General features: G+C 45.2%; 21 protein-coding genes. 11 read left to right on the forward strand and 10 right to left on the reverse strand.

Translation table 11 applies throughout. From position 1 onward, the window contains the following. Nucleotides 1-58 precede the first annotated feature (58 nt). Nucleotides 59-1,606, forward strand: a complete 1,548-nt coding sequence (gene ftsZ, locus ACYVE4_RS05120; protein ID WP_460995886.1) for a cell division protein FtsZ — start codon at nucleotides 59-61, stop codon at nucleotides 1,604-1,606. A gap of 65 nt (nucleotides 1,607-1,671) precedes the next feature. Continuing rightward, on the forward strand, nucleotides 1,672-2,376 hold the full coding sequence (locus ACYVE4_RS05125) for a DNA alkylation repair protein (RefSeq protein WP_460995888.1): 705 nt from the start codon (nucleotides 1,672-1,674) through the stop codon (nucleotides 2,374-2,376). 27 nt (nucleotides 2,377-2,403) lie between these two features. On the opposite strand, the gene ACYVE4_RS05130 is transcribed toward ACYVE4_RS05125, so the two are convergent. The 5 genes from ACYVE4_RS05130 to ACYVE4_RS05150 all read right to left on the reverse strand — a co-directional run bounded on the left by ACYVE4_RS05130 (nucleotide 2,404) and on the right by ACYVE4_RS05150 (nucleotide 6,250). Continuing rightward, nucleotides 2,404-2,844: a sugar phosphate isomerase/epimerase family protein gene (locus tag ACYVE4_RS05130; protein WP_460996062.1), complete on the reverse strand. Its 441-nt coding sequence runs from the start codon at nucleotides 2,842-2,844 to the stop codon at nucleotides 2,404-2,406. After that, on the reverse strand, nucleotides 2,844-3,335 hold the full coding sequence (locus ACYVE4_RS05135; RefSeq protein ID WP_460995890.1) for a hypothetical protein: 492 nt from the start codon (nucleotides 3,333-3,335) through the stop codon (nucleotides 2,844-2,846). The genes ACYVE4_RS05130 and ACYVE4_RS05135 overlap by 1 nt, the downstream gene beginning before the upstream one ends. 64 nt (nucleotides 3,336-3,399) lie before the next feature. Then, entirely contained in the window at nucleotides 3,400-4,239 is an 840-nt protein-coding gene (locus tag ACYVE4_RS05140; protein ID WP_460995891.1) for a ThuA domain-containing protein, read from the reverse strand. Nucleotides 4,240-4,326: 87 nt separating this feature from the next. After that, nucleotides 4,327-5,076 (reverse strand): LytR/AlgR family response regulator transcription factor, encoded by a 750-nt coding sequence (locus ACYVE4_RS05145; RefSeq protein WP_460995893.1) that lies wholly within the window; start codon nucleotides 5,074-5,076, stop codon nucleotides 4,327-4,329. Nucleotides 5,077-5,089: 13 nt separating this feature from the next. Then, nucleotides 5,090-6,250 carry a sensor histidine kinase gene (locus tag ACYVE4_RS05150; RefSeq protein WP_460995895.1) on the reverse strand — a complete coding sequence of 387 codons (1,161 nt, stop codon included), beginning with the start codon at nucleotides 6,248-6,250 and terminating at the stop codon, nucleotides 5,090-5,092. Between the two features lie 249 nt (nucleotides 6,251-6,499). On the opposite strand from ACYVE4_RS05150, the gene ACYVE4_RS05155 reads away from it, so the two are divergent. After that, nucleotides 6,500-6,844, forward strand: coding sequence for a hypothetical protein (locus ACYVE4_RS05155; RefSeq protein WP_460995897.1), 345 nt, complete (start codon nucleotides 6,500-6,502; stop codon nucleotides 6,842-6,844). A 56-nt stretch (nucleotides 6,845-6,900) separates the two neighbouring features. Here the strand turns inward: ACYVE4_RS05155 and ACYVE4_RS05160 are convergent, their stop codons facing one another. Then, a complete protein-coding gene (locus ACYVE4_RS05160) occupies nucleotides 6,901-7,470 on the reverse strand; it encodes a hypothetical protein (RefSeq protein WP_460995899.1) in 570 nt (189 codons plus the stop codon). Nucleotides 7,471-7,741: 271 nt separating this feature from the next. Here ACYVE4_RS05160 and ACYVE4_RS05165 point away from each other — a divergent pair, with 271 nt between their 5' ends. The 4 genes from ACYVE4_RS05165 (at nucleotide 7,742) to ACYVE4_RS05180 (ending at nucleotide 11,250) form a co-directional block, all read left to right on the forward strand. Further along, nucleotides 7,742-9,211, forward strand: a complete 1,470-nt coding sequence (locus ACYVE4_RS05165; protein WP_460995900.1) for a Gfo/Idh/MocA family protein — start codon at nucleotides 7,742-7,744, stop codon at nucleotides 9,209-9,211. Between the two features lie 180 nt (nucleotides 9,212-9,391). Then, the gene (locus ACYVE4_RS05170) at nucleotides 9,392-9,697 is read left to right on the forward strand and encodes a (2Fe-2S) ferredoxin domain-containing protein (RefSeq protein ID WP_460995902.1); all 306 of its coding nucleotides are present in this window, start codon (nucleotides 9,392-9,394) and stop codon (nucleotides 9,695-9,697) included. Nucleotides 9,698-9,774: 77 nt separating this feature from the next. Next, nucleotides 9,775-10,467: a YjjG family noncanonical pyrimidine nucleotidase gene (locus tag ACYVE4_RS05175; RefSeq protein ID WP_460995904.1), complete on the forward strand. Its 693-nt coding sequence runs from the start codon at nucleotides 9,775-9,777 to the stop codon at nucleotides 10,465-10,467. 3 nt (nucleotides 10,468-10,470) lie between these two features. After that, nucleotides 10,471-11,250: a 3-hydroxyacyl-CoA dehydrogenase gene (locus ACYVE4_RS05180; protein ID WP_460995905.1), complete on the forward strand. Its 780-nt coding sequence runs from the start codon at nucleotides 10,471-10,473 to the stop codon at nucleotides 11,248-11,250. An 89-nt stretch (nucleotides 11,251-11,339) separates the two neighbouring features. On the opposite strand, the gene ACYVE4_RS05185 is transcribed toward ACYVE4_RS05180, so the two are convergent. The 4 genes from ACYVE4_RS05185 to ACYVE4_RS05200 all read right to left on the reverse strand — a co-directional run bounded on the left by ACYVE4_RS05185 (nucleotide 11,340) and on the right by ACYVE4_RS05200 (nucleotide 17,550). After that, complete coding sequence (locus tag ACYVE4_RS05185) at nucleotides 11,340-14,285, reverse strand: TonB-dependent receptor (RefSeq protein ID WP_460995906.1); 2,946 nt, start codon at nucleotides 14,283-14,285, stop codon at nucleotides 11,340-11,342. Between the two features lie 339 nt (nucleotides 14,286-14,624). Then, nucleotides 14,625-15,545, reverse strand: coding sequence for an FKBP-type peptidyl-prolyl cis-trans isomerase (locus ACYVE4_RS05190; protein ID WP_460995907.1), 921 nt, complete (start codon nucleotides 15,543-15,545; stop codon nucleotides 14,625-14,627). 31 nt (nucleotides 15,546-15,576) lie between these two features. Next, a complete protein-coding gene (locus ACYVE4_RS05195) occupies nucleotides 15,577-16,485 on the reverse strand; it encodes an FKBP-type peptidyl-prolyl cis-trans isomerase (RefSeq protein ID WP_460995908.1) in 909 nt (302 codons plus the stop codon). Between the two features lie 111 nt (nucleotides 16,486-16,596). Further along, nucleotides 16,597-17,550: a fasciclin domain-containing protein gene (locus ACYVE4_RS05200; protein ID WP_460995909.1), complete on the reverse strand. Its 954-nt coding sequence runs from the start codon at nucleotides 17,548-17,550 to the stop codon at nucleotides 16,597-16,599. Between the two features lie 735 nt (nucleotides 17,551-18,285). Between ACYVE4_RS05200 and ACYVE4_RS05205 the strand changes: the two genes are divergently transcribed. From ACYVE4_RS05205 to ACYVE4_RS05220, 4 genes are all read left to right on the forward strand, one after another. Beyond that, complete coding sequence (locus ACYVE4_RS05205) at nucleotides 18,286-19,023, forward strand: isoprenyl transferase (RefSeq protein ID WP_460995910.1); 738 nt, start codon at nucleotides 18,286-18,288, stop codon at nucleotides 19,021-19,023. Nucleotides 19,024-19,128: 105 nt separating this feature from the next. Beyond that, complete coding sequence (gene bamA / locus ACYVE4_RS05210) at nucleotides 19,129-21,726, forward strand: outer membrane protein assembly factor BamA (RefSeq protein WP_460995911.1); 2,598 nt, start codon at nucleotides 19,129-19,131, stop codon at nucleotides 21,724-21,726. A gap of 125 nt (nucleotides 21,727-21,851) precedes the next feature. Then, on the forward strand, nucleotides 21,852-22,424 hold the full coding sequence (locus ACYVE4_RS05215; protein WP_460995912.1) for an OmpH/Skp family outer membrane protein: 573 nt from the start codon (nucleotides 21,852-21,854) through the stop codon (nucleotides 22,422-22,424). A 20-nt stretch (nucleotides 22,425-22,444) separates the two neighbouring features. After that, on the forward strand, nucleotides 22,445-23,116 hold the full coding sequence (locus ACYVE4_RS05220; protein ID WP_460995913.1) for an OmpH/Skp family outer membrane protein: 672 nt from the start codon (nucleotides 22,445-22,447) through the stop codon (nucleotides 23,114-23,116). Nucleotides 23,117-23,230: the final 114 nt, after the last annotated feature.

Here is a 23,230-nt window from a genome sequence, read left to right on the forward strand (position 1 = left end):
ACTGTCGGTAGAATAGGTTATCAAGAGTTTTAAAGTATAGACACCACATTCCCATACGATGAATAGTCAGGGCTATAGATTCGAAATGCCATCTGACGATAACCCAGTTATTATTAAGGTTATCGGCGTTGGCGGCATGGGCGGAAATGCCGTCAAGCACATGGATAACATGAAAATGCATGATGTCAGTTTTGCCGTGTGCAATACTGACCGTCAGGCGCTCATGAGTAATCCGGTGAAAACAAAACTGCAATTAGGCGACGGCTTAGGCGCAGGTACGGAAGCACAAGCGGGCGAAGATGCGGCACGGGCCAGTATCGAAGAGATTGAGAACCTGCTAGCCCCTCCCACCAAAATGGTTTTCATCACGGCAGGGATGGGTGGTGGAACCGGAACGGGGGCGGCCCCTGTCGTAGCGGAAGTAGCCCGTAAGTTAAAATTGCTGACTGTAGCCGTCGTAACAGCTCCTTATTGGTATGAAGGTATTGAGAAAAAAGAACAAGCTAGAATAGGTATCGAAAAACTACAGGAAAGTTGCGATACCGTACTGGTTGTTCTGAACGATAAACTGGCCGAGCTGTATAGCGAATTGACCTGGCAGGAAGCATACGCCCACGCGGATGACGTACTGGCTAATGCGGTAAAAAGTATTGCCGAAATCATTACCACCCAGGGTGATATCAACGCCGACTTTGCCGACGTGAAAAAGGTGCTTCAGGGCGCTGGTCAGTCGGTAATGGGTTCGGCAGAAGCGGAGGGGGAAGACCGGGCACTGCAAGCTATTGAAGCCGCTCTAAACTCACCTTTGCTCAATGATCACGATATTCTGGGAGCCAAGCGTATCCTGTTAACGATTTCGTCGAGTAAGAAACACGCTATGAAGTTGAAAGAACAGACGGCGATTTCTGAACACGTAGCTAAAAAAATTGCGAAAGAAGCCCGAATGTTTAAGTTCGCGGCTATTACGGATGATAATCTTGGTGAGAAATTACGGGTCACTATTATTGCGGCCGGTTTTGAAGGAACCAGTAAGTTGCTTGATAAACTCGGCCCTTCAGATGGTAATGTAGAAAAGGAAAAAACTGACCAGGAGGATAAAACTGAGGAAGGCGCTAAAGATGAGAGTACGACTACTCCAAATGGAGCTAGTACTGACGAAACACATAAAGAAGAAATTACCAATACAGAAGAACCTAAAAATGATCCACCTGTAGTTAATCAGGAGCCAAAGGCACCAGAAAAGCGTAAAGAACCTGTACTCGTAGGACCTGATGGTGACGACATTGATGGTTCTTTAACCGGAGGTAATCGAAATAATGGCGTTCATACTCCGACAGGTGGTTATACTGGTGGTTCCACGATTGTCAATCCAGAGCCTCCTATTAACACAAATATCTTTAAGGATCAGGACGTTGATGTATTGGAGATCGATGAAGCACGGCCCGACGATGCTGAGTTGATCAGAAAAACAATCGAAGCTTTTGTAAAAGGGCAATATTTAGCCGCTGATCTGGATCGACCAACGTTTGAACGTAATAAAACGGTCTTACATCCTATTCCACTTCTCTCCGATCTGGATTTTGTACGATCGAATTTACATGATTAATCGGGGCTAAGATTAGTTAAATGTGAGGCAGAGATTCCGACGAGTCTCTGCCTTTTTTATCACCAATGGCATTTATCTATACCGATGTAAAAAAGTCGATTCAGGCACTGGCAAAACCTGAGAGAGCAATTGAGGTTGCCCGATTTTTCAAGACGGGCCCCGGACAGTATGGTGAAGGCGATCAGTTTTTGGGCCTCACTATGCCCGAACAGCACATCATCGCTAAACAATACCGGGCTCTGTCGATGTCAGAGATTGAGAAACTGGTACAAGATCCATACCACGAATGTCGGATGGTTGGTCTGCTGATCTGGGTATATCAGATGAAGAAAGCGGGGCCTATTCAACGAGCAGAAATTCTGGAACGATATCTTGCGAACCGGAACTACATTAATAACTGGGATCTTGTCGATGTTACCTGCCCTCACATTGTTGGCAAATCGCTGCTGAATAGCGATGGATCAATTCTCTACGATCTGGCCAAGGAAAACCATCTTTGGAGTCAGCGAATCGCCATTGTTTCAACCCATGAACTGATTAGACACGGGCAGTTTGGACATACCTTTGCCATTGCCGAATTGCTCCTCCCGCATAAACACGATCTGATTCATAAAGCCGTTGGCTGGATGCTCCGTGAAGTAGGGAAGCGTAATCCTGATGCGCTGGAAGAATTCCTGCACGATCACGTTCGAAAAATGCCCCGCACTGCTCTTCGCTACGCCATTGAACGATTCGAGCCAGCGCGACGCAGATATTATCTGGATTTGTAAATCACGGTTGCGCTATACAAAAGCATCCTATGCCAATGAAATTTGTGCTTTATCGGCCTGACTAATTACAAATTGCCGAGCTTCGTCGTATTCTTCTGGTGTACGCAAATGTTCCAGAAGAAAAGGCACTTCTCGAGGAAGGGACACAACGTTACGGATATAGGTAGCATAGTCCATGTGGCCTTTTCCGGGCATAGTTTCGGCAAAATGTACGTCTTTACCGTGCACATCCTTGGCATGAACCGATACAATCCAGCGACCTAGCTTCTGGAACGTTTCATTAATGAGGGCGGTGTTGTTGTAATAACGGGCCGGGCTGTTAATGATGTTAGCGATATCAATATGGGCGGCAAAGGCCGGACGATCAATAGCTTTGATGAATTTCAGATAGGAATCAGGTCCGTCGGGCAAGCTCCATCCCATCATTTCCAGCGCAAACTTGGCTCGTTTGGGTTTTACCGCGTCGATTACTTTTCGGCAATTCTCAACTGTTGCATCGAAATATTCCTGCGTCTTCGAGCGTCAGGGCCATCCCATTGCTTAGGGTTATACGAACCGCCAATAGCTACACAAGTCAACGCACCAACAGCATCCGCTAAAGCCAGACGTTGTGTCACATAATCCAGGTTTTTGCGTCGCTTTTCGGAATCGGCATCCAACATATTTACCCAAGCTCCGACTTCGGCAATTATTACATTTTGTGCGGCAAACGCTTTTCGGACAGCGTCAATTTTTGTCCTGTCACTTAGCTCAACAGGTGGTACGTAAGCTGCACTATAATGTAGCCGCCTATGCTCCCGTGCTAATTCATCAGGATCATCGCTCTTCAGAAAAATAGGGCCGCCCAATCGCAAATGCTTTTGTGCCGCACTTTTCCCAGATGCATAATAAGGCAATAATGAACTTCCTGCCAGGAAAGTAGATGCTTTTAGAAAATGACGACGCGAGAGGATAGCCATGTGCGCTTGGGTAATTATTCCCGTGTTTTTATCAATAATCCGCAAATTTGCGAGAATAATCTCTTCACTTTTTCCTACTCCCCAACCACATTAGGGCATCAATCAGGAACTTATTCTGGGTTTCGTTTTCGAAGGTGAACGACAATTCTTTGTTCGTTTTATTCTCATAATCAATATCATTGTGACCCATATTCGAATAGATCATGCGGTATTTCTTATTGGTCCAGACAACAGGATAATAACCACTATGCCAGATCTCATGCGGTTTAGGACCCGTTCCGAGCGGAAAGCTGGTTGAATCGATAGACATAAGAATGTCAATATTAGGGTTTGTCCGAATATCGTTCGTCCAGCGATACCATTCGTTCGGGGCCGTTTTGAAGGTTTTGGGCATACGTTTTGTCGCCGGATGTTTCCGATCCTCGACCCGTAGAATAGCCGATGTTGGGCGCCAGGTATTGCTTTTATATGAACCCGCTCCGATAAATTCATTATGATACCAGTCCCAATCCTGCGGATATTTCGACGGGGTAAGCGCAAAACCAGCAAAGTGAAAACCTAGCCATCCTCCCCCGTTTTCCATGTATTTTTTGAACGCTTCCCGCTGAGCTACCCCTTCGGGCCGCGTATCCAGGAACAGCACAACCTGATAATTTGCCAGAAATTCGGCATTCAGATTATTCCAGTCGTTGGTAGAGTCGTACGAAAACCCATGCTTCTTGGCCGCTTTTGGAAACCATCGATTAGCCTCATGTACATAGCTAATGTGGGCTTTATCATTTTGCGCTGTATAAAAGGCAATGACCTTGAATTTTGGAGTTTTACTTTGAGCCTGAAGATTGGCAGCCAGACAAAACAAATTGACAATGAGAAAGTAAGCCGTTTTTTTGCGAAGCCAGGTCATACGAGTTTTATCCAAGGTCTGCTCTCTAAAGCCAGAAAGCAAATGGACATACTAACAGGACTCAAACAGAGCACTCTTCGGGATTCATTACTCCAGCTTCAATACACGTCCTACTTCTTTGTGATACAATCGACCGATGGGTAACTCCTGCCCCGATAAATCAACGTGGCTTGGGGTGTAAGCTGTAATTTTATCGACAGCGACGATAAAGGAACGATGAATACGCAGAAAACCGGCATCTGGAAGCATTTCTTCTAACGAACTGATGCTTTGCTTCACAACCAGCGGTTTGCCCGAAGCGGTCACGATTTTGATATAATCCTTCAGGCTTTCGATGTATAAAATGTCGCGAATGAACACTTTGACCATTTTACGGTCGGCCCGAAAATAGAGGAATGAATTATCCGGAATCTTCGCAGACGGCTTATCGATTGGCTGAACCGGGGCACTTTCGGGTGTTGCATTTACCGTCGTACCCGATTCGATACGCATCACTTTAGAAACGGCTCGCAGAAACCGCTCAAACGAAATTGGTTTTAACAGATAATCTACCACGTCCAATTCAAAACCATCCAGCGCATAATCGCGGTAGGCCGTCGTAAAAATGACTTTAGGGGGCTGACGTAAACTCCGCACAAAATCGGTACCCAAAAGCTTGGGCATCTGAATATCTAAAAAAAGCAGATCAACGGGTGTATTCTGTAAAACACTGAAAGCCTGAATCGCATTGTAACATTTACCGACTATTTCCAGTCCGTCAATCATCGAAATATGCGACTCGATAACGGCTAGTGCGGGAGGTTCATCGTCAACAAGCAAACAACGGATGGGTGGCATAGTCGCTTCTTAATCAGACAGTTTCAATGAGTTGTATCGTTGGTATTGGTTGGACGATTTCGATTGGCGCTAATTCCATAATCAAGGCAACCATAAACGTTTCCCCTTCGCTTATAATCCGCAATTCATGGCGTTTTTCGTAGAGCAAATTCAGACGTTTTTTGACATTCTGCAAACCGATTCCACCAATCTTTGCCGAATCATCCGACGAAGGTTCCCGGCTGTTGATCACCTTAAATTTGAGTTGATTTCCCTGAACAGATAAGTCGACATGCATCCAGGACTGCTCTAATTGTTCGCTGGTACCATGTTTAAACGCATTTTCCAGAAATGGAATCAGCAACAATGGAGCAATTAATTTATGTTGGTAATTGCCCGTAATAGTCAATGATAAATCCAGTCGATCGCCATACCGAAGCTGCTCTAGACCAATGTAGTTGCGCATAAACTCAATCTCTTTCTGCAACGATACTTCCGGCGCATTACAATCGTACAGCATATACCGCAGCAGTTCCGATAGCTTCACTACAACCTCTGGCGAGTGATCAGCTTTCTGAAGTGTCAGTGCGTATAAATTATTGAGGGTATTGAACAGAAAATGGGGATGAATCTGTGATTTCAGTAACTGCAGTTCGGCCTGTAGTTTCTCCCGTTCTACCTGCTGAAAAGCCTCCTGTTTTCGATACCAGATTTTGACCAGCTTAATAGCCACAGCAAACCCGGCAATGGTCGTTGCTCCGCGCATACCCGCCATCATGGCAAAAAAGAACGAATTGCCCGAATAACGTCCGTGTATGAACATCCGGACGGGATACACAATAAATTCAGCGATAACGGCCGAAATAAAAGCTGTCAGAACGACCAGTACGATTGTACTCATCACTACCCACAAATAACGTCCCTTCATCAAATAGCGAGGAATTACCCAATACATCAGGCTATAGGACAGAAACATGTGGGCAGGCATGAATAATACCGAGTCGATACCCGATACGAAAAAGCCTTTCAGAAGAGCCGTTGGCCAGGCAACACCTTCGTGAATGAGGTAATTAGCGGGTAAAAACCCGTACGTAATCGTGAAAAAAATAGCCCAAACCAGCCAGAATAACCCATGCCTGGCCAGTCGCTGCCGGGGTTGATTGGAGAAGACAAATTCTTCGTTCAAACGTTGCATACTTCGGTCGATTTCCTAACCGAAGATAGACAAACAGAACGGGTTCACCTATAAGCTACAGCAATTGTCGACAGACGACGATTCTGAGTCGCTGAACGACGATTTTGCGACTAAAATGACGTTGATAGACTGGAAAATGACGTATGGCGACAAGCCTGAGCTGACAGGCGAAATTCCGGGCGGGGTTTGTATTGTGTTTCTACTTTTGACTCAGTTAACGACTAACAGTAAACACAAAAAAAACAGACCATGAACACACTCGCAAAATTCCGCCTGGCCGTTGTAGCCCTCTCACTATTAGCTTCTTCAGTTGCCGTAGAAGCCAAACCTCTGAACGACAAAGAGCCGGTCGTTTCGACGAATGGTTTCTGGGTGATCGAAACAGCGCCCGAAAATGCTACTTCTACGGTACGTTTCTATACAAACGACCAACGATTGATCTATCAGGAAACTGTCAATCAAAAACTAAACATCCATCGTCGGAAAATCAAACAGCGATTGACTATAGCGCTGGAACAGGCGATGTTCGTTTGGAATGCCACTCACCAGATCCCGACCGACCGTCAGTGGGTAAGTGTCTTAGTTGAGAAGTAAGAAATTAGCAGCAGAGGTGTCACTTCGTTGTGCGGCACCTCTGCAAAAATCAATTACTAGTCAGCAGTTTGCGTTGAAGGGCCTTTATAGAAAGCTTCAACCAATTGCTGGGCTTTGAAGACGGGTTTGGTGTTGAGCCAATGAATCTCATCGAATGCAGCCAGCTTTTCGGGCTGATCGTAATAAATGTCTTTCAGGTTGTCCAGCGTAATGAAGTGAATTGGCGAATCGAGCTTCCGGCTAAAGAAATATACATTTTCGCCAGCGCCTGTCAGTGTAGACCGTTTGCTGTAAATCATCACTCGATCCGAGTGTTCAATACGATACAATTGCCCATCGACAATTCGATAATCGACACCTTGTAGACGCTCTCCCCACAAATTGCTCATGGCAATTTTTACTTCCTGACTATTAGGCTCATCAACCTTTACAACCGGTTGGAAATCCTCGTTTTTCAATCGATAACCTGGCTGATCCGTATCGAAGCCGGCTGTCAGTTTGTGGTTTGCAAAATCAGACGCAGATTGGTAGATACCATTGTCGGGAAACGGAGCCCATTTATCGTTTTGTTGAGCGAATGTTGAAAGAGGTAGCGCTGCTAAGGCTACGAATACTAAACTTTTCATGACTATAGGATTAATAAAGTGAAACAAAAAACAATGTTCAGGCGATGGTCGTGTTATCACGCCTAAATCATGTAAGTAGTCTTGTTTCCATCCATTTGTAAGTCTAATTGGCTTTTTTGTGTCGTGCTCTGCAAACTTGCTACAGGCAAATGAGCGTGAGTTAAAAACGATTTTAACAAGCGATTAAAATCGTTTACACTCCAGGTCTGAAAGAGCTGTTTATTCAGGTAAATAGTTCGTTCTCTTCGCTTTGTATAGAAATCTCAACTCTATGCAATCCAACAGACGCACATTTATCAAAAGCCTTTCGGCGGCTTCAGCTCTTGTCGCGACGGAGGGGCTGGCAAAGCCATTTGGTGTTCCTGCCTATATTCCAAATTTGATGAAGGTTAGTCCGAACGACAAAATCCGGATTGCCACCATTGGAATGGGTATTCAGGGTAACTTCGACACGCGGGCTGCGCTGCGCAATCCGGATGTCGAACTCGTGGGTGTCGCTGATTTGTACACAGGCCGACTCGAACACGCCAAAACGGAGTACGGAAAAGATAAAGACCTGTTTACCACGCGCGATTACCGCGAAATTCTGGCCAAGCCAGATGTTGACGCCGTATTAATTGTTACACCCGATCACTGGCACGACCATATTACGATTGCTGCCCTAAAAGCAGGCAAACACGTATATTGCGAAAAGCCGATGGTACAGCATCTGAACGAGGGCAAAGCGGTGATTGATGCGTGGAAAAAATCAGGTAAAACCATGCAGGTAGGCAGCCAGCGGATTAGTAGTGCTTCATTTCAGGAAGCAAAACGCCTAGTTGAAGCGGGTGAAATTGGCGCCATCAATTATATTGAATCGAACAGCGACCGCTTCAATGCAATCGGTGCCTGGAACTACTCCATTCCGCCCGATGCATCTCCCCAAACCGTTGATTGGGATCGATTTATTGGCGATGCGCCCAAGCGCCCGTTTGATGCCATGCGCTTTTTCCGTTGGCGGAATTACAAGGATTATGGTACAGGCGTTGCTGGAGATCTGTTTATCCACCTGATTACGGGCGTTCATTTTGTGACCAACACGCTAGGGCCAACCCGCATTTTCTCGTCGGGAAATCTGGCTTACTGGAAAGATGGCCGGGATGTACCCGATGTAATGTCGTGTATCATGGATTACCCCAAAACGGATAAGCATGAGGCTTTCCAGATGGTGCTCCGGGTCAATTTTGCCAACGCGGGCAAGATTAGTAATGTCACGCGTATCATCGGAAACGAAGGTCAGATCGAGTTTTCGGAAGACAATCTCATCATGACGAAAAAGAAACTACCTATTGCGCCAGGCTACGGCAATTATGATAGTTTCTTTACATTCACCGAACCTGTCCAGCAGGAATTTGTGAAAGCTTACGATGCCAAATATCCGCCCGAAACCCGCACCGCCGAGCCCGTAAAAGAAGTAAAGTTTACCGCTCCGAAAGACGACGACGCGCACGCAAAACATTTCGGCAACTTCTTCGAGAATGTACGAAAAGGCAGTCAGGGAACTGTTGAAGATCCAGTTTTTGGGTTCAGAGCGGCCGCTCCGGTACTCGCGTGTAACGAAAGTTACTTCGAACAGAAAGTCGTGTATTGGGACCCGGTCACGATGACGCAGAAAAATCCTGGCGGTTCAACAACGACGAAACCGACCAAGAAAAAACAGCCACCGGTTTCGTCGGCCAAAACTGTGGCGAAAAAATCATAAGGAGTCGTTATTAAGTAAAACAGAGAAGCCTTCTCAGAAATAGTTTTAGCGACTATTCATGAGAAGGCTTCTTTTGTGTAGGCACCTCCGGTTCTCCTAGCGACGAACAGCCTTAGTGGAATAAATTGAGGACTACATCAGCATCCTTCGTACCTTTGAGAAAGCATTCAATCCTGTTTTATGAAATACAAAAAGCACGTCTTTATCTGTAACAACCAGAAAGCCGCACCCAAAAAATCCTGTGGCGAAGCCCACGGCAACGAGTTAGTCGATGCATTTAAAGCTGCCCTTGCTGAGCGCGGTTTACTAAAAGAAATGCGGGCGCAACGAACAGGCTGTCTGGATGCCTGTGCTTTCGGCCCTGCCCTGGTAGTATATCCAGAAGGCACTTATTATGGCAATGTACAACTCTCCGACGTAGCTGAAATTGTCGATAGTCATTTAGTAAACAATCAACCCGTCGAACGGCTTAAGCTAGAGTATTAACGTTGTAGAGCTGTAAGGTTGTAGAGTCCTATTCTTATATGGACTATTGCACACCCATACCTGTACAACTATAGAATATGAAATACAAGCACCTGTTTTTCGACCTTGATCATACGTTATGGGATTTCGACCGAAATTCAGCCGAATGTATAGCTGAGCTGTTCGAGATATTCCGACTGGCGGATTTAGGAATATCGTCGGCCGAAGAATTTAGTCGTCATTTTATTGCGATCAACAAGAAATTGTGGGCGGATTACGACAAAAATCTAATTGAGCATACCTATATCCGGCAACACCGATTTCCAATGGTATTTCGGGCTATGGGCGTCGATGACGCTATGGTTCATGCGGATCTCAACGTGGAATATTTGAAGTTACTTCCCCGCAAGGCTCATTTGCTGGACTCAGCCAAGGAAATTCTGGATTATCTGCAAGGTCGTTATACAATGCATATAATCACGAATGGGTTTGCTGAAATTCAGGCAATCAAGATGGCTAGTTCGGGAATCGCTCATTACTTTACCCATGTAGTTACCAGCGAAAAAGCCAACGCTAAAAAGCCAGATCCGCTCGTATTTCAGTACGCAATGGAAATTAGTGGTACCACTGCAGATGAGAGCATTATGATTGGCGACAATTACGAAGCCGACATTTTGGGCGCTAAACGTGCAGGACTGGATACAATTTATTACAATCCGGAAGGCAATGAAGTAGCTGATAAACCAACCTACTCCATTCAACACTGGAACGAGTTAATGACGATATTATAGACGATGCAATTAACCAACGCAACCGCCATCGTTACCGGAGGAGCATCCGGTTTGGGCGAAGCAACCGCCCGAATGCTGGTAGCAAACGGAGCCAATGTGGTCATTTTAGACCTAAACGACGAACGAGGGAATGCACTGGCTGACGAGTTAGGGGTTCAGGCCCGGTTTCACCGAACCAACGTGACCGACGAAACCGATGTTCAGGCAGCGATCAATTTGGCAATTGACGCGTTTGGTGGATTGCATATTAACGTCAATTGCGCGGGCGTTGCTGAAGCCAGAAAAACCTTAGGGAAAGTTGATGGTGTGTATGGTGCGCATTCACTGGCGGCTTTTCAGAAAGTGATTTCGATTAACCTCATCGGTACATTTAACGTAATCCGCATGGCCGCCCTAGCCATGGAACATAACGAGCCAAACGACGAAGGTGAGCGAGGGATTATTATCAATACAGCATCGGTAGCGGCTTACGATGGACAGATAGGTCAGGCTGCCTATTCCGCGTCGAAAGGTGGTATCGTTGGGATGACACTCCCCATTGCCCGCGATTTATCCCGTTCGGGCATCCGCGTAATGACCATTGCGCCCGGCTTATTTGAAACCCCTTTACTGGCTAGTTTACCTGAAGAAGCCCGGTTATCACTAGGCCAGCAAGTGCCTTTTCCGTCACGATTGGGTCGACCAAGTGAGTATGCGATGCTGGCGAAAAGTATCATCGAGAATCCAATGCTTAATGGAGAAGTAATCCGATTGGATGGAGCGATCCGAATGGCTCCGAAATAGTCCAATAGTTGTGAAATAAAAAAGCCACCCAATAGAGCGGCTTTTCCCCTCTCCTAAAACAGGAGAGGGGCCAGGGGTGAGGTTAACTCTTAGAAGCTCACATTAACTCGACCGAATACATATCGTCCGTTGAAGCCGCCCTGATTGGGTTGATAGATGAAACGACCCCGGTTCGAATTATCACGACCAGAGGCATAGTCAGTACTACCCAGCGCATTACGAGGATCAATATAAATTTGATCAGGATATACATCGAAAATATTATTAGCCCCAATCGTAACGCCAACATTTTTCGTGGCTCGGTAGGTTAAGATTAGATCGGTAGTCCAAACTGGCTTGAACGTTTGATCGACGTACGCATGACCAGACTCGTCACGGAGAAATTGTGTATTCCAGAACGTACCATCGGCCTTTTTCGCATCCGGATCGGTAGCCGTCTTAAATTTCACTTCACCGAATCGGACCGTCCGAAGCGATACATCAACTTTACCGATTGTATAGAGCGCGCTTAAATTCCACTTGCTTCTCGGCAGATAATCTTCAATAATCGAAATCTGATTCCGATCAAACAACGACGTACGATACCATGTGCTAGGGTTTGCATCGACGGGATTATTTTTCGGATTATCGATCAACGGTGTACTATTGATTGCCTTAACTGTATTCTTGTTAAAGTTTACAGCCGCCGACAGCACTAACTGTCCTTTACCCACTTTAATCCGTTCTGTACCAACAATGTCGATACCTTGTGTGCGGGTGTTAACCGCGTTGGCAAAGAATCGAACCAGGTTTACGCCGGGATAATCAGCATCGGCAAAGCCTAATTGAGCACGGGTAAATGATCCCGAATACACAATTCGATTCGTAATATCAATCTGATAAGCATCAACGGTTAATGTAAATGCACGGCCAGCGCGAGCAGTAATACCAGCCGCAAGGTTCACCGATGTCTCGGGTTTGAGCGCATCCACACCAATTACATTCCGAACAATAGGGCTGTCGTTATTCAGTGTCAGCGTGTTTGAGGGTAATCCGTTGACGAACTGGGTACTTGTATTCTGAAAATACCGCTGGTGGAGCGAAGGAGCGCGGAAGCCGGTACTAGCCGATCCACGTATCGCAACGGCAGGTGTCACTTGCACACGAGCCGTCAACTTACCGTTGATAGTCGAACCAAAATCACTATAATGTTCATAGCGACCAGCAGCGCCTACCAATAAAATGCCTTTTTCACCTTCCAGATCTACATATAAAGCCTGGCTGGATCTGGATTTATTCGTTTCATCGGCGGGCTGATAGCCTGGAAACACTTGCGCGCCCGGAGCCGCAACCACTGTTGTTGTTTGTGGAGCAGCCAAGGCCAGACGCCGATTCGGGTCGCCTGAATATGAATTCGGTTCACCAGCTATAATCTGGAAGTTTTCAAAACGCAATTCGCCACCGTAAGCTACGCTAAGGGTTGAATTGTTCGACGCCGTAAATCGGCGGCTAAAATCCAGATTGACGGTATTCTGCAGGAAACTAAGTTTTCCGGCATCAAATGTCGTTGGCGGATTGTCGTTGGCGGGTAGAGAAGCATTAGCCGAATTGGTCACGGTAAATCCAAAGGTATTCTGGCCTATGACGTTACTAACATCCACATTCCACTGCCTCCACATGGTTTTATAGCCTAAAATGGCCGAACGGTCGTTAATACTCGACTGAATACCAGGGAGAAAACCATCTGGATAATATAATGACCCATCAAGTTTAACCGGCTGCTGATTTCGCGAATTAGGTATGCGGTTGTTGCCATATCCTGTACCCGTTCGATACGTGATTCCGCCCGAAAAATAAAATTCGGATTTCTGATTTGTGGCAATTCCACCATTCAAAAACAGCCCTACATTTTGTGCATTGGAATTACCTAGAATCATGTTGTGGCGATCATAACCACGCTGCTGAATAAGGGCCTGATCCTGAGCGATCAATGCTTGCCGAGTGGCAGCATCGGGGGTTATTCCTGGAAATCCACCTGCCGTACCTAAATAAATCGTTGGCGAATTATCATCGGCACTTCGGTTGGTTCGGTCGTGATTATTATATTGCCCACTTACGGATAAACGCCCAGCGGCTCCTAAGCGGAATCCTTTCGTAAAGTCGAACTGGATTGTGCCACCATCATTAATTTTCTGGGTCTTCTGATCCTGCCCCCCATTGATGGTTGGAATCATATACTTGATGGTTGTCATATTCTGACCGCCCGTCAGCGAGGCTGAAAATCCATCGTAATTTTTCTTCAGCACCACATTAATAACCCCTGCAATAGCATCAGTACCATACTGAGCGGCAGCGCCGTCGCGCAATACTTCAATACGCTCCACAGCCGCTACCGGAATAACGTTCATGTCCGTTCCGACAGAACCCCGGCCAACTGAGCCGTTGATGTTGACCAGTGCTGTAGTATGACGACGCTTTCCATTAACCAACACAAGTACCTGGTCGGGTCCAAGGCCGCGCAACGACGCAGGGTCTATATGATCCGTACCATCCGTAACGGTCTGTCGATTGGAGTTGAACGAAGGAGCTACATAATTCAATACCTGACTGATATCGACCTGCGAAAAGCCTTTTAATTCTTTCGTCGTAATAACATCCACAGGTGCTGCTGTTTGTACATTGGTGCGCGCTGTTTGTGAACGCGACCCAATAACGACAACTTCACTCAACGCCGAAGCTGATTCTTTTAGCGATGCATCTGCCACCGTGACGTCTCCAGCTTTTACGGTTACTGGCAGGCTCAGTGTTTCGAAACCGACAAAGCTTACGCGAAGTGTATAATTGCCCGGTGCTATCGTCAAATTATAATCGCCATTCGCATCAGTTGTTGCCCCAACATTTGTATTGACTACAACGATCGTTGCTCCCGGAATCGCTGATTTAGCCCCGCCATCAATCACATGCCCTCGTACGCTCTGCGCTAAGCCAATAGTGGTTGTTATCATCCATAAAGCTATGACCAGCCTAAAACGATTAAAATAATAGTAAGTATTCATAAGTTGTCATATTAGTTAATTAGCAAAAGTACAGTGAAATTATCCATCAGCAACCTGTAACCATATAATATTTTGACTTCTTACATCTAAACAAAATTTATTTCACTATTTATTATCAAATAAAGAACAAGTAAAACATAATGAATTATTTAGTATACCATTTAACAGCAGGTGGATTAGCTAAAAACTATAACTCTCGCTATTAAAAGTAGAGCAGTTACATGTAACGTATAAAATTGAAATAGCTATAAAAATTAAGTATAGCGCTGATCAGTATAGGTATAAAAAAAACGGCTTACCAAATTGGTAAGCCGTTCCAAACAGGTTGTATTCTGTATCTTATTTCGCCGAAACTAACTCAATATCGAAACGTAAAGGGGCATAGGGAGGAATGACGTAATTTCCGTTTTGTACAACGCCCGCAGTTGAGTAACCCAGTTTAGATGGAAAGATAATCGTTGCTTTTTCGCCAATTCGCAGTTTTGCTAACCCTTCGTCGAAACCAGGAACAAACTGGCCGAGAGTGGCGGAGTAAGTTCCTGTACCAGTACTATCAAAAGCGGATGCAGAGCGTAAAAGCTGGCCTTTATATCTAATCGTAAGCGTTTGAGTAGAGGATGGCACACTTCCGCTGGAATTTTCCTGGGTTTTTATGAAGCGTAAACCCGTATTCGTTACCTCCGTTGGCGTCAGCTTATTCGCCGTCATGTATTCGTTAATCTGCTGATCTTCTGTCCGTACGCGTATTAGTCTAATATCAAACCGAACGGGTGAATTTGCAGGTAGCAACGAAGTCGATCCATCTCCGAAGGCCAGTATAGAAGGCATAAGTAAGGTGGCTTGTTCACCCTCATGCATTTTCAATAGACCTTCTTCCAGACCAGGCAACACACCTCCCGAATAAAATTGACGATAGGCAGATTTCGACAGGTAGGTCGAATCTAGCAGCACATCCGTAACAGTCACCGCGTTGGCCACATTACTAGGTCCAAGCAATGCATAAAGCCGGTAATTAAACTCAATTTCCTGCCCATTTGCTGGAGATACACTGGATGAAGTAGCTCTTGTTAAGGAATAAAAAAGTCCCGAAGTAGTGGTTGTTCCCGACAGACCTTTGGTAGTAGCATAGGTTTTGATGTCAGCCACATTGCCTTGAAAAATATTTTCAGAGTTGCCCGCTGGGTCAACTACACTATTGGAACAGGAAGCCAGCCCGCCAATTAATAGCAGGGCCAACAAGTAGAGAGGTAACGTACGCATGAAAAAAGAAAAACTAGTTTTAGGTATTGCTTTATTTAGCCGAAATCACGTCAATGTTATAGAGCAAAGGGGTGTTCGGGGCAATCTTGTAGATATTATTAATCAAAAGACCGGTTGTTGAATACCCCACCGTCGAAGGAAAAATCAGCGTCGCTTTATCGCCAACTCGCAACAGTTTCAGGCCGTCATTAAAGCCCGTCACATTGTATTGATTCAGGCCGGTGCTTGTGCTATCGAATCCAATCGCCGTTTTAGCCCGAAGTTGTTTGCCTACATAATTCGCCTGTATCGTCTTATTAGTAGCGAGTGCCGTTTTAACCGAATCACCGGTTGGGTTCGCGGTTCTCATAATCAGGCGAATGCCACTAGCCGTAGTTGTAAGAACAGTCAGTTTATTGGCGGCTATGTATTCATTAATCTGTTGTTCTTCCGTCCGCGCCCGAATCAAACTCACGTCGTACCGAACAGGTATATTAGCCGCAATTAACGGACTAGTTGAACCAATACTTTTGAACGCCAAACTGGATGGCATCAACATGATCGCCGTTTCACCTTCATGCATTTTCAATAACCCTTCCTGCAAACCCGCTTTCAGTGCTCCCTCAAAAAACGGAAAAAACGTAGACGTTTTCGCGTAAGTGGTATCAACGGCCTTATCTACAATAACTGCAGTATTACTCTCACTAGGAGTTATCGTTGATAAAGTATACATCAACTCAAGCTCCTGCCCAAATGCCGGGACAACAGTTGATGTGCTTGGTTTAGACACACTATAATATAATCCAGAGCTGGTAAACGAACCCGATATTCCCTTAGTGGTAACGTAACTTTGTATGTTCGCTAGTTCTGACGCATTGGATGTACTCACATCTTCAGGTGAACACGAAGCCAATCCAATCAGCGACAAAAAGCATAGAATGATAAATTGAAGTTTATGCATGAAAATAAACGAACAACATACTAACTACGCTTGTAGACCCACAACTGTGGCAAAACGTTGGTATGTGGATTAAAATTTCTGTTTTTACTCCCTAAATTAATCATCTCCCGATCAGGGCTGTAGTACCTGATCAATCAAATGAATGACTCCATTGGCCGTAGTCAGATCGGACTGTTTAATACTGGCAGCCGTTGTATTTTTAGCCCCTTTTACGGTAATCTGACCGGCTCCTACCGTCACAATAAGTTTATTACCACTTGATAATGTATTGAAACTTCCTGACTGAAGCTGATTCGAGAACAACGCTCCCGACACAATATGGTACATCAGAATATTGACCAGATTCTGCGGATTAGCCGACTCAATGGCAGCAATTGTATTATAGGTCTTATCCGCTTTAAAAGCCGCATCAGTCGGGGCAAAAACGGTAACTGCGCTAGACGCCGTTGTGCTGGTCAAAGCCGTTACCAATGCCGGATTGCTCGTACTGACTCGTTTAACAGCCGCTGCCAGGAACGTTAAATTCGGGTTATTCTGAATCGTTGCCAGCATCGTTCCGTTTGCGGGACTCAACACACGATCAATGGTATGGAAGTAGCCGTTGGCCACTACAATATCTGTCTGAACTAGTTTCGCATTGTTAATATAGGTAGACCCATCGGTCGATTTGTTAACAAAAGCGACGCCTTTACTGGCCGTTTCAACCGCATTCGATCCAGACGGAATCGTTGTTATCGGCGCTTTCCCGTATAGCGCATGATATAGTACAAAAGTCCGTGCCTGATCTTTTGTCATGGCTTTTATCGATTCGGCAGTTAAACCAGACGCCTGAAACGCAGCATCTGTTGGCGCAAATAGTGTCATATTACCTGCTTTTAGAGCATCCCCAACCTCTCCATATGCCATAGCCAGTTGGAACAAACCAAACTGGCTATCTTCCAGAATTCGATCGGTAATGGTTTGGGGTATTGCTACAGCATCGTCAGATTTCTGGCAACCCAGCGAAATAAGAAGCAGCGCAAATACAACAATTCGGCTCAGATACATCGAAAACGAAGTGATCATTGAATAAACGTTATGAAACAGGTCTATATCAAAAAAACGTATCGACTCTGTTTTTATGTTTTCCTCCGACCACAAAGATACCTAACAAAGAGCGAAAGAGTGAATAACCGAACTGACAGCCAGACAAGAGTGATGAATGCCTTGTGTTAATTCCGGATAACTCTGGTTCTTGTCGAATTCTTGGATTCTGATGACAGGCGAATGAATTCTTTTGCGCAGTTGGTGCAACGGTAGGCCTTAACAAAGGAAAACGCCTTTTGCCAACCCTTCCGAGATGCCCTACGAACATCTGTTTCCCCACAACGTGGGCACTGGCGACGAAAAACCACGTTTTGCCAAAACAGGTAAATGGCAATGACGATAACAATAAGCGCGATGTAAATAACAGGCAAGTGATCGAGTAAACGATTGAGCATGGCAAATAAAAAGAAGCGAACAAGATACTACTTAATTCCGAATTAATAATAACCATAATCCACTATGAACTTCATCTCCATATGCCATTGAATTACGGATAGCTCGCAAAGAACTACGATCCCTAATAGTCCATAATGACTATTAGAGTAGGAGCGAAAACAGCCAGGGCTAATCCCCCTTTATCATCGTAAAAACGATTTTAATAAAAATTAACGACCAGATAACTGGCCGGATTCTGTTGACGAGCGCAGGTTTGTCGTGATAAATAGGTATTTTTGTTCCCTTGTATCTTAAGTTTTGTTAAAACTCCCCGTTGGGATGAAGGAACACATTGATCCGAGCAATCTGCCGCAGCACATAGCCGTTATCATGGACGGAAACGGACGCTGGGCAAAGCGTCAGGGAGCTGCTCGGGTGTTTGGCCACCGTAACGCCATTAAGGCTGTTCGGGAAGTAACAGAAGGGTGCGCTGAGTTAGGCGTCAAATACCTAACCCTTTACGCCTTTTCAACCGAAAACTGGAACCGACCGAAGTTTGAAGTCGATGCACTTATGACCCTGCTGGTACATACCATTCGGGACGAGATAAAGACATTGATGAAAAACAATGTGCGGTTAGATAGCATCGGTAACAAAGACAGCTTACCTGCCGATTGTCAACGCGAATTGGCTGAAGCTATTCGCGAAACCAGCCAGAATACCGGATTGACACTGATATTAGCCCTTAGCTACAGTGGTCGCTGGGATATTATGGAAGCCGCCCGCCAACTAGCGATTGAAGCTAGAGATGGCAAACTTGATCCTGATCAGATCACTGAATCAATGTTCAGTCAACATCTGACGACCGGCAGCATTCCCGATCCTGAACTGATGATTCGAACGAGTGGCGAAATGCGTATCAGCAATTTTATGCTTTGGCAACTGGCCTACTCAGAGCTCTATATGCCCGACGTGCTCTGGCCCGACTTCCGAAAAGAACACTTGTACGAAGCTATCGTCAATTATCAACAACGTGAACGTCGATTCGGCAAAACCAGCGAACAAGTAGTAAAATAATCCGGGTTTGGGAGTAGGGCGTGTTCGATGAAAATAAGTAGTAGCGATTCCAACCCTCACATCCCTAATAGAATCCAGATAACCAACCAGTTAACAAAAATCAACTTGGAACACCGTATAAAAATCTTAATAGGGGCTGTTTGTCTGCTCGTAAGCCTGTTACCCGCTCAGGTTTGGGCGCAAGTACGAGTAGGTGTAGGTCGCGACACTCCTGCTCAACCTGCAGCCGAGACGAATGAATTACTCAACTACGCTAGCCCTAAAGAATATGAGGTTGTAGGATTAACCGTAACCGGCACCCGTTATCTGGATCCTAATTCGCTGGTTTCCCTGGCGGGATTGAAAGTTGGCGATAAAATTCGGATTCCGGGCGAAGTCGTTGGCTCGGCAGTACGAAAGTTAATGGAGTCGGGCCTGTTGGACAACGTCGAAATGTTCGCGACGAATGTTAATGAGAGTAAGATTTCGCTGATGTTCCGGGTTCAGGAACGGCCTCGTCTTTACCGGGTTAATTTCGTAGGCGTGAAAAAAGGGGAACAGGACAACCTGAAAGATAAAATCAAGCTTAACCTGGGTAAAATCGTAACGAACACGATTACGAAAAACACACAGCTGGCTGTTCGCAAATTCTTTGTTGATAAAGGTTATCTGAATACAAAAGTTAAAATCACGACTATTCCCGACAGTGCCCGTAATAATGCTACAATGCGGGTTTCGGTGGATAAAGGGCAGAAAATAAAGATTGCCAAGATTAATTTCGAAGGTATAGACGAAGTCGATGAACAGGCCGTGCGGATGAAAATGAAAAGCACGAAAGAAATGCGTTTTGGCCGCCTTTTCTCTCCTTCCAAATTCATCCCGAAAAAATACGAAGAAGACAAACAGAAACTTCTTGACTATTACAATAAGCTCGGTTATCGCGATGCCGCGATTGAACACGATTCGATCATCAATAATGGTGGTCGGACGATCAGTATCAACATGAAGTTGAACGAAGGTCACCAATATTTCTACCGTAAGATCGATTTTTCGGGTAACTACCTCTATACCGCCGATCAGCTTCGGAGCGTTTTGGGTGTCAATAAAGGCGATACATACAATCCCGAAGATTTAGAAAAGCGAATGAACGGCAATCCAGGTCAGGATTTGAGTTCGCAATACATGGATTTGGGGTATTTGTATTATAACGCTCAAGCGATCGAAAAAGCCATCGAAGGAGACTCGATTGATCTTGAGATTCGGATCTTTGAAGGCAAGCAGGCCACGATTAACAAAGTGATTCTGAACGGTAATACCAAAACCAGTGATCACGTAGTAATGCGTACGATTCGGACGTTACCCGGTCAGAAATTCTCGAAAACAAACCTGATTCGTACCCAGCGTGAATTAGCCACAATCGGCTATTTCGATCCTGAAAAAATCGGTATTAACCCTGTACCTCAGAGCGATGGTACAGTAGATATTGAATATAGTGTTGAAGAAAAGCCATCTGACCAGATCGAGTTATCAGGTGGTTGGGGTGGTTACGTAGGGTTCGTGGGAACGTTGGGTCTGACATTTAACAACTTCTCAGCGCGCAATATTCCTAACTTCAGTGCCTGGAAACCACTTCCCGCAGGTGATGGCCAACGCGTTCAGCTTCGTTTTCAGGCAAACGGGAGTCAGTATCAAGTATATTCGTTATCCTTTACCGAGCCTTGGCTAGGCGGTCGGAAGCCGAATGCTTTATCGGTAAGTGCTAGCCATACGGTTTATCGGACGTTCTACGATCCACTGAATCCATATAGTATTTATCAAAGTCTGCAAGGACGTACTCCAACGGGTTCTTACACAAATACAGCTATTACGATTGGTTTAGGGCGTCAGCTAAAAGTCCCAGACGATTATTTCTCGCTGACGAATTCGATTTCCTACCAGCGGTATGATCTGAAAAACCTTGACTTGTTCTATATCGGCTATAAAGACGGGATTTCGAACAACATCACATTCAATACAACCCTGTCGCGCAATAGCATCGATAACCCTCAGTTCCCACGGAACGGATCATCGTTTACGTTGAGCGGTTCGTTTACACCACCTTACTCAGCCTGGCGTACCACAACAGCCACTGAAAAGCCTGAAGACAAATACAAGTTTGTTGAATACCACAAATGGATGTTCGATGCCAGCTGGTTCCAGACGATCTTCGGAAAATTGGTACTTAATACGCGTGCTCACTTAGGCTTCCTGGGTAGCTATAACAAACGTACGACCATTGGTCCCTTCGAGCGATTCATTTTGGGTGGTTCTGGCTTAGCGGGACAAGGACAGTTTGCGCTTGCACAGGACATTATCGGTTTACGTGGTTATGACGATCGTAGCGTTTATACTGCTGATTACGACCGTGCTGTTGATCAAACGTCTCGTAGCCAGGGTGGTGTGGTATACAACAAGTTCGTAGCAGAACTTCGCTATCCTGTTTCGTTGAATCCGTCGGCTACAATTTTCGTACTGACGTTCTTGGAAGCGGGAAATAACTGGGCAAGTTACAAGCAGTACAATCCATTCGATCTGAAACGGTCGGTTGGTTTTGGTGCTCGTATTTTCATGCCTGCCTTTGGTTTGATCGGGATTGACTACGGCTACGGTTTCGACAAGATTCCGGGCGTAAAAGACAAAGCGTCGGGTCAGTTCCACTTCACAATTGGGCAGCAGATCAGATAAGATTTGCGAAAGCTGATCGTTAAATGAGTTTATAAGGTATGGTTTTTGTAAGAAAGCTTATCATCCCTGCTTCATAAACCTGTTTGACAATCAATCACTTCCTGCAAAAAATTGCCTGGCTCCCGATGAAAAAAGTCCTGTTATTCGTATTTTTGTATGCTGTAGTCCTTAGTAATTCTGCTCAGGCGCAGAAATTCGGGTACATCGATTCGGAGTATATTTTCAGTAAAATGCCCGAATATCAGAAAGCTCTCAGCGAAATAGACAAGTTCGCAGATAAGTGGTCAAAGGATATTCAGGATAAATACGTCGAAATCGAAAAACTGCAAAAGGCGTATCAGGCCGAAGAAATTCTGCTCACCGAGGATATGAAGCGTGATCGCCAGCGTGTAATTAGTGATAAAGAGCGTGAAGCCCGTGAATACAACAACAAAGTTTTTGGTTATCAGGGACTTTTGTATGAGAAAAAAAAGGAGTTGATGAAATCACCTATGGATTTGATCAACAGGGCTGTTGAAAAAATATGTTTGCAGAAAAAACTGGAGTTTATGTTTGATAAAGCGTCTGATTTCGTGATGCTTTATACAAATCCCCGGCACGATTATTCTGACTATGTAATGGAAGAACTGGGCCTGGACACTAAACCAACTGCTGCCACCAGCAATCCAACAAATAAAACAACCACAAAACCTAAGTAGTACAAACAACTAATTTCGAAATGAAGAAAAACCTCGTCATGGCGTTTGCAGCAGCCCTTCTGGTAGGCAGTTTAAACGCCCAGGCACAAGCCCCAACGACAACGCCCACTACGACAACCGCAGGTCCGCTGAAGTTAGGCTATACGAACATTGATTACGTCCTGTCGCAAACACCTGAAGCTAAAGATATTCAAAACCAACTGACCATTCAGCGGACCCAAACCGAAAACGAGCTGAAGCGGATGCAGAAGGAATTGGAAGATAAATACGCTGCCTACGAAAAAGGAGCTGCTCAGATGTCGGATGTAATTCGGAAAGACCGCGAAACGGAGTTACAGAGCCTTCAGGCACGGATTCAGGAATTCGGCCAAACGTCACAGCAGTCGCTGCAAACGAAATATCAGCAATTGGTAAATCCAGTTGTTCAGAAAATTCAGAAAGCAATCGATGCGGTTGCCAAAGAATCTGGATTCCAGTATGTGTTTAATCTCGATGCGGGTGCCAATACTATCCCCATTTTATTGGTCGCTCCTGAAGAGAACAACATTACGGAGCTGGTTCTGAAAAAATTAGGCATTGACCCTGCCAAAGCTGCCGCTGCTGCCAAACCAGCTACCACTGGTGGAAGCACACCTGCTACCAAGCCTGCTACTCCAGCAACGGGTGGAGCAACGGCACCAAAGAAAAATTAAGGTTTTTTGACTAATTGAATAAAGCCTCTTCTTAACAGGAGAGGTTTTTTTATGACATTTCATGCCGACTAAACCAGTTTAAACTTATTACTTTCTCTAAGAAAAATATAATTT

It is taken from the genome of Spirosoma harenae, assembly GCF_054776975.1.

Bases quoted from the DNA above. Each gene is read 5' to 3' on its own strand.
- ftsZ (WP_460995886.1), top strand. From the start codon at position 59: ATGAATAGTCAGGGCTATAGATTCGAAATGCCATCTGACGATAACCCA.
- ACYVE4_RS05125 (WP_460995888.1), top strand. From the start codon at position 1,672: ATGGCATTTATCTATACCGATGTAAAAAAGTCGATTCAGGCACTGGCA.
- ACYVE4_RS05135 (WP_460995890.1), bottom strand. From the start codon at position 3,335: ATGGCTATCCTCTCGCGTCGTCATTTTCTAAAAGCATCTACTTTCCTG.
- ACYVE4_RS05140 (WP_460995891.1), bottom strand. From the start codon at position 4,239: ATGACCTGGCTTCGCAAAAAAACGGCTTACTTTCTCATTGTCAATTTG.
- ACYVE4_RS05145 (WP_460995893.1), bottom strand. From the start codon at position 5,076: ATGCCACCCATCCGTTGTTTGCTTGTTGACGATGAACCTCCCGCACTA.
- ACYVE4_RS05150 (WP_460995895.1), bottom strand. From the start codon at position 6,250: ATGCAACGTTTGAACGAAGAATTTGTCTTCTCCAATCAACCCCGGCAG.
- ACYVE4_RS05155 (WP_460995897.1), top strand. From the start codon at position 6,500: ATGAACACACTCGCAAAATTCCGCCTGGCCGTTGTAGCCCTCTCACTA.
- ACYVE4_RS05160 (WP_460995899.1), bottom strand. From the start codon at position 7,470: ATGAAAAGTTTAGTATTCGTAGCCTTAGCAGCGCTACCTCTTTCAACA.
- ACYVE4_RS05165 (WP_460995900.1), top strand. From the start codon at position 7,742: ATGCAATCCAACAGACGCACATTTATCAAAAGCCTTTCGGCGGCTTCA.
- ACYVE4_RS05170 (WP_460995902.1), top strand. From the start codon at position 9,392: ATGAAATACAAAAAGCACGTCTTTATCTGTAACAACCAGAAAGCCGCA.
- ACYVE4_RS05175 (WP_460995904.1), top strand. From the start codon at position 9,775: ATGAAATACAAGCACCTGTTTTTCGACCTTGATCATACGTTATGGGAT.
- ACYVE4_RS05180 (WP_460995905.1), top strand. From the start codon at position 10,471: ATGCAATTAACCAACGCAACCGCCATCGTTACCGGAGGAGCATCCGGT.
- ACYVE4_RS05185 (WP_460995906.1), bottom strand. From the start codon at position 14,285: ATGAATACTTACTATTATTTTAATCGTTTTAGGCTGGTCATAGCTTTA.
- ACYVE4_RS05190 (WP_460995907.1), bottom strand. From the start codon at position 15,545: ATGCGTACGTTACCTCTCTACTTGTTGGCCCTGCTATTAATTGGCGGG.
- ACYVE4_RS05195 (WP_460995908.1), bottom strand. From the start codon at position 16,485: ATGCATAAACTTCAATTTATCATTCTATGCTTTTTGTCGCTGATTGGA.
- ACYVE4_RS05200 (WP_460995909.1), bottom strand. From the start codon at position 17,550: ATGATCACTTCGTTTTCGATGTATCTGAGCCGAATTGTTGTATTTGCG.
- ACYVE4_RS05205 (WP_460995910.1), top strand. From the start codon at position 18,286: ATGAAGGAACACATTGATCCGAGCAATCTGCCGCAGCACATAGCCGTT.
- ACYVE4_RS05215 (WP_460995912.1), top strand. From the start codon at position 21,852: ATGAAAAAAGTCCTGTTATTCGTATTTTTGTATGCTGTAGTCCTTAGT.
- ACYVE4_RS05220 (WP_460995913.1), top strand. From the start codon at position 22,445: ATGAAGAAAAACCTCGTCATGGCGTTTGCAGCAGCCCTTCTGGTAGGC.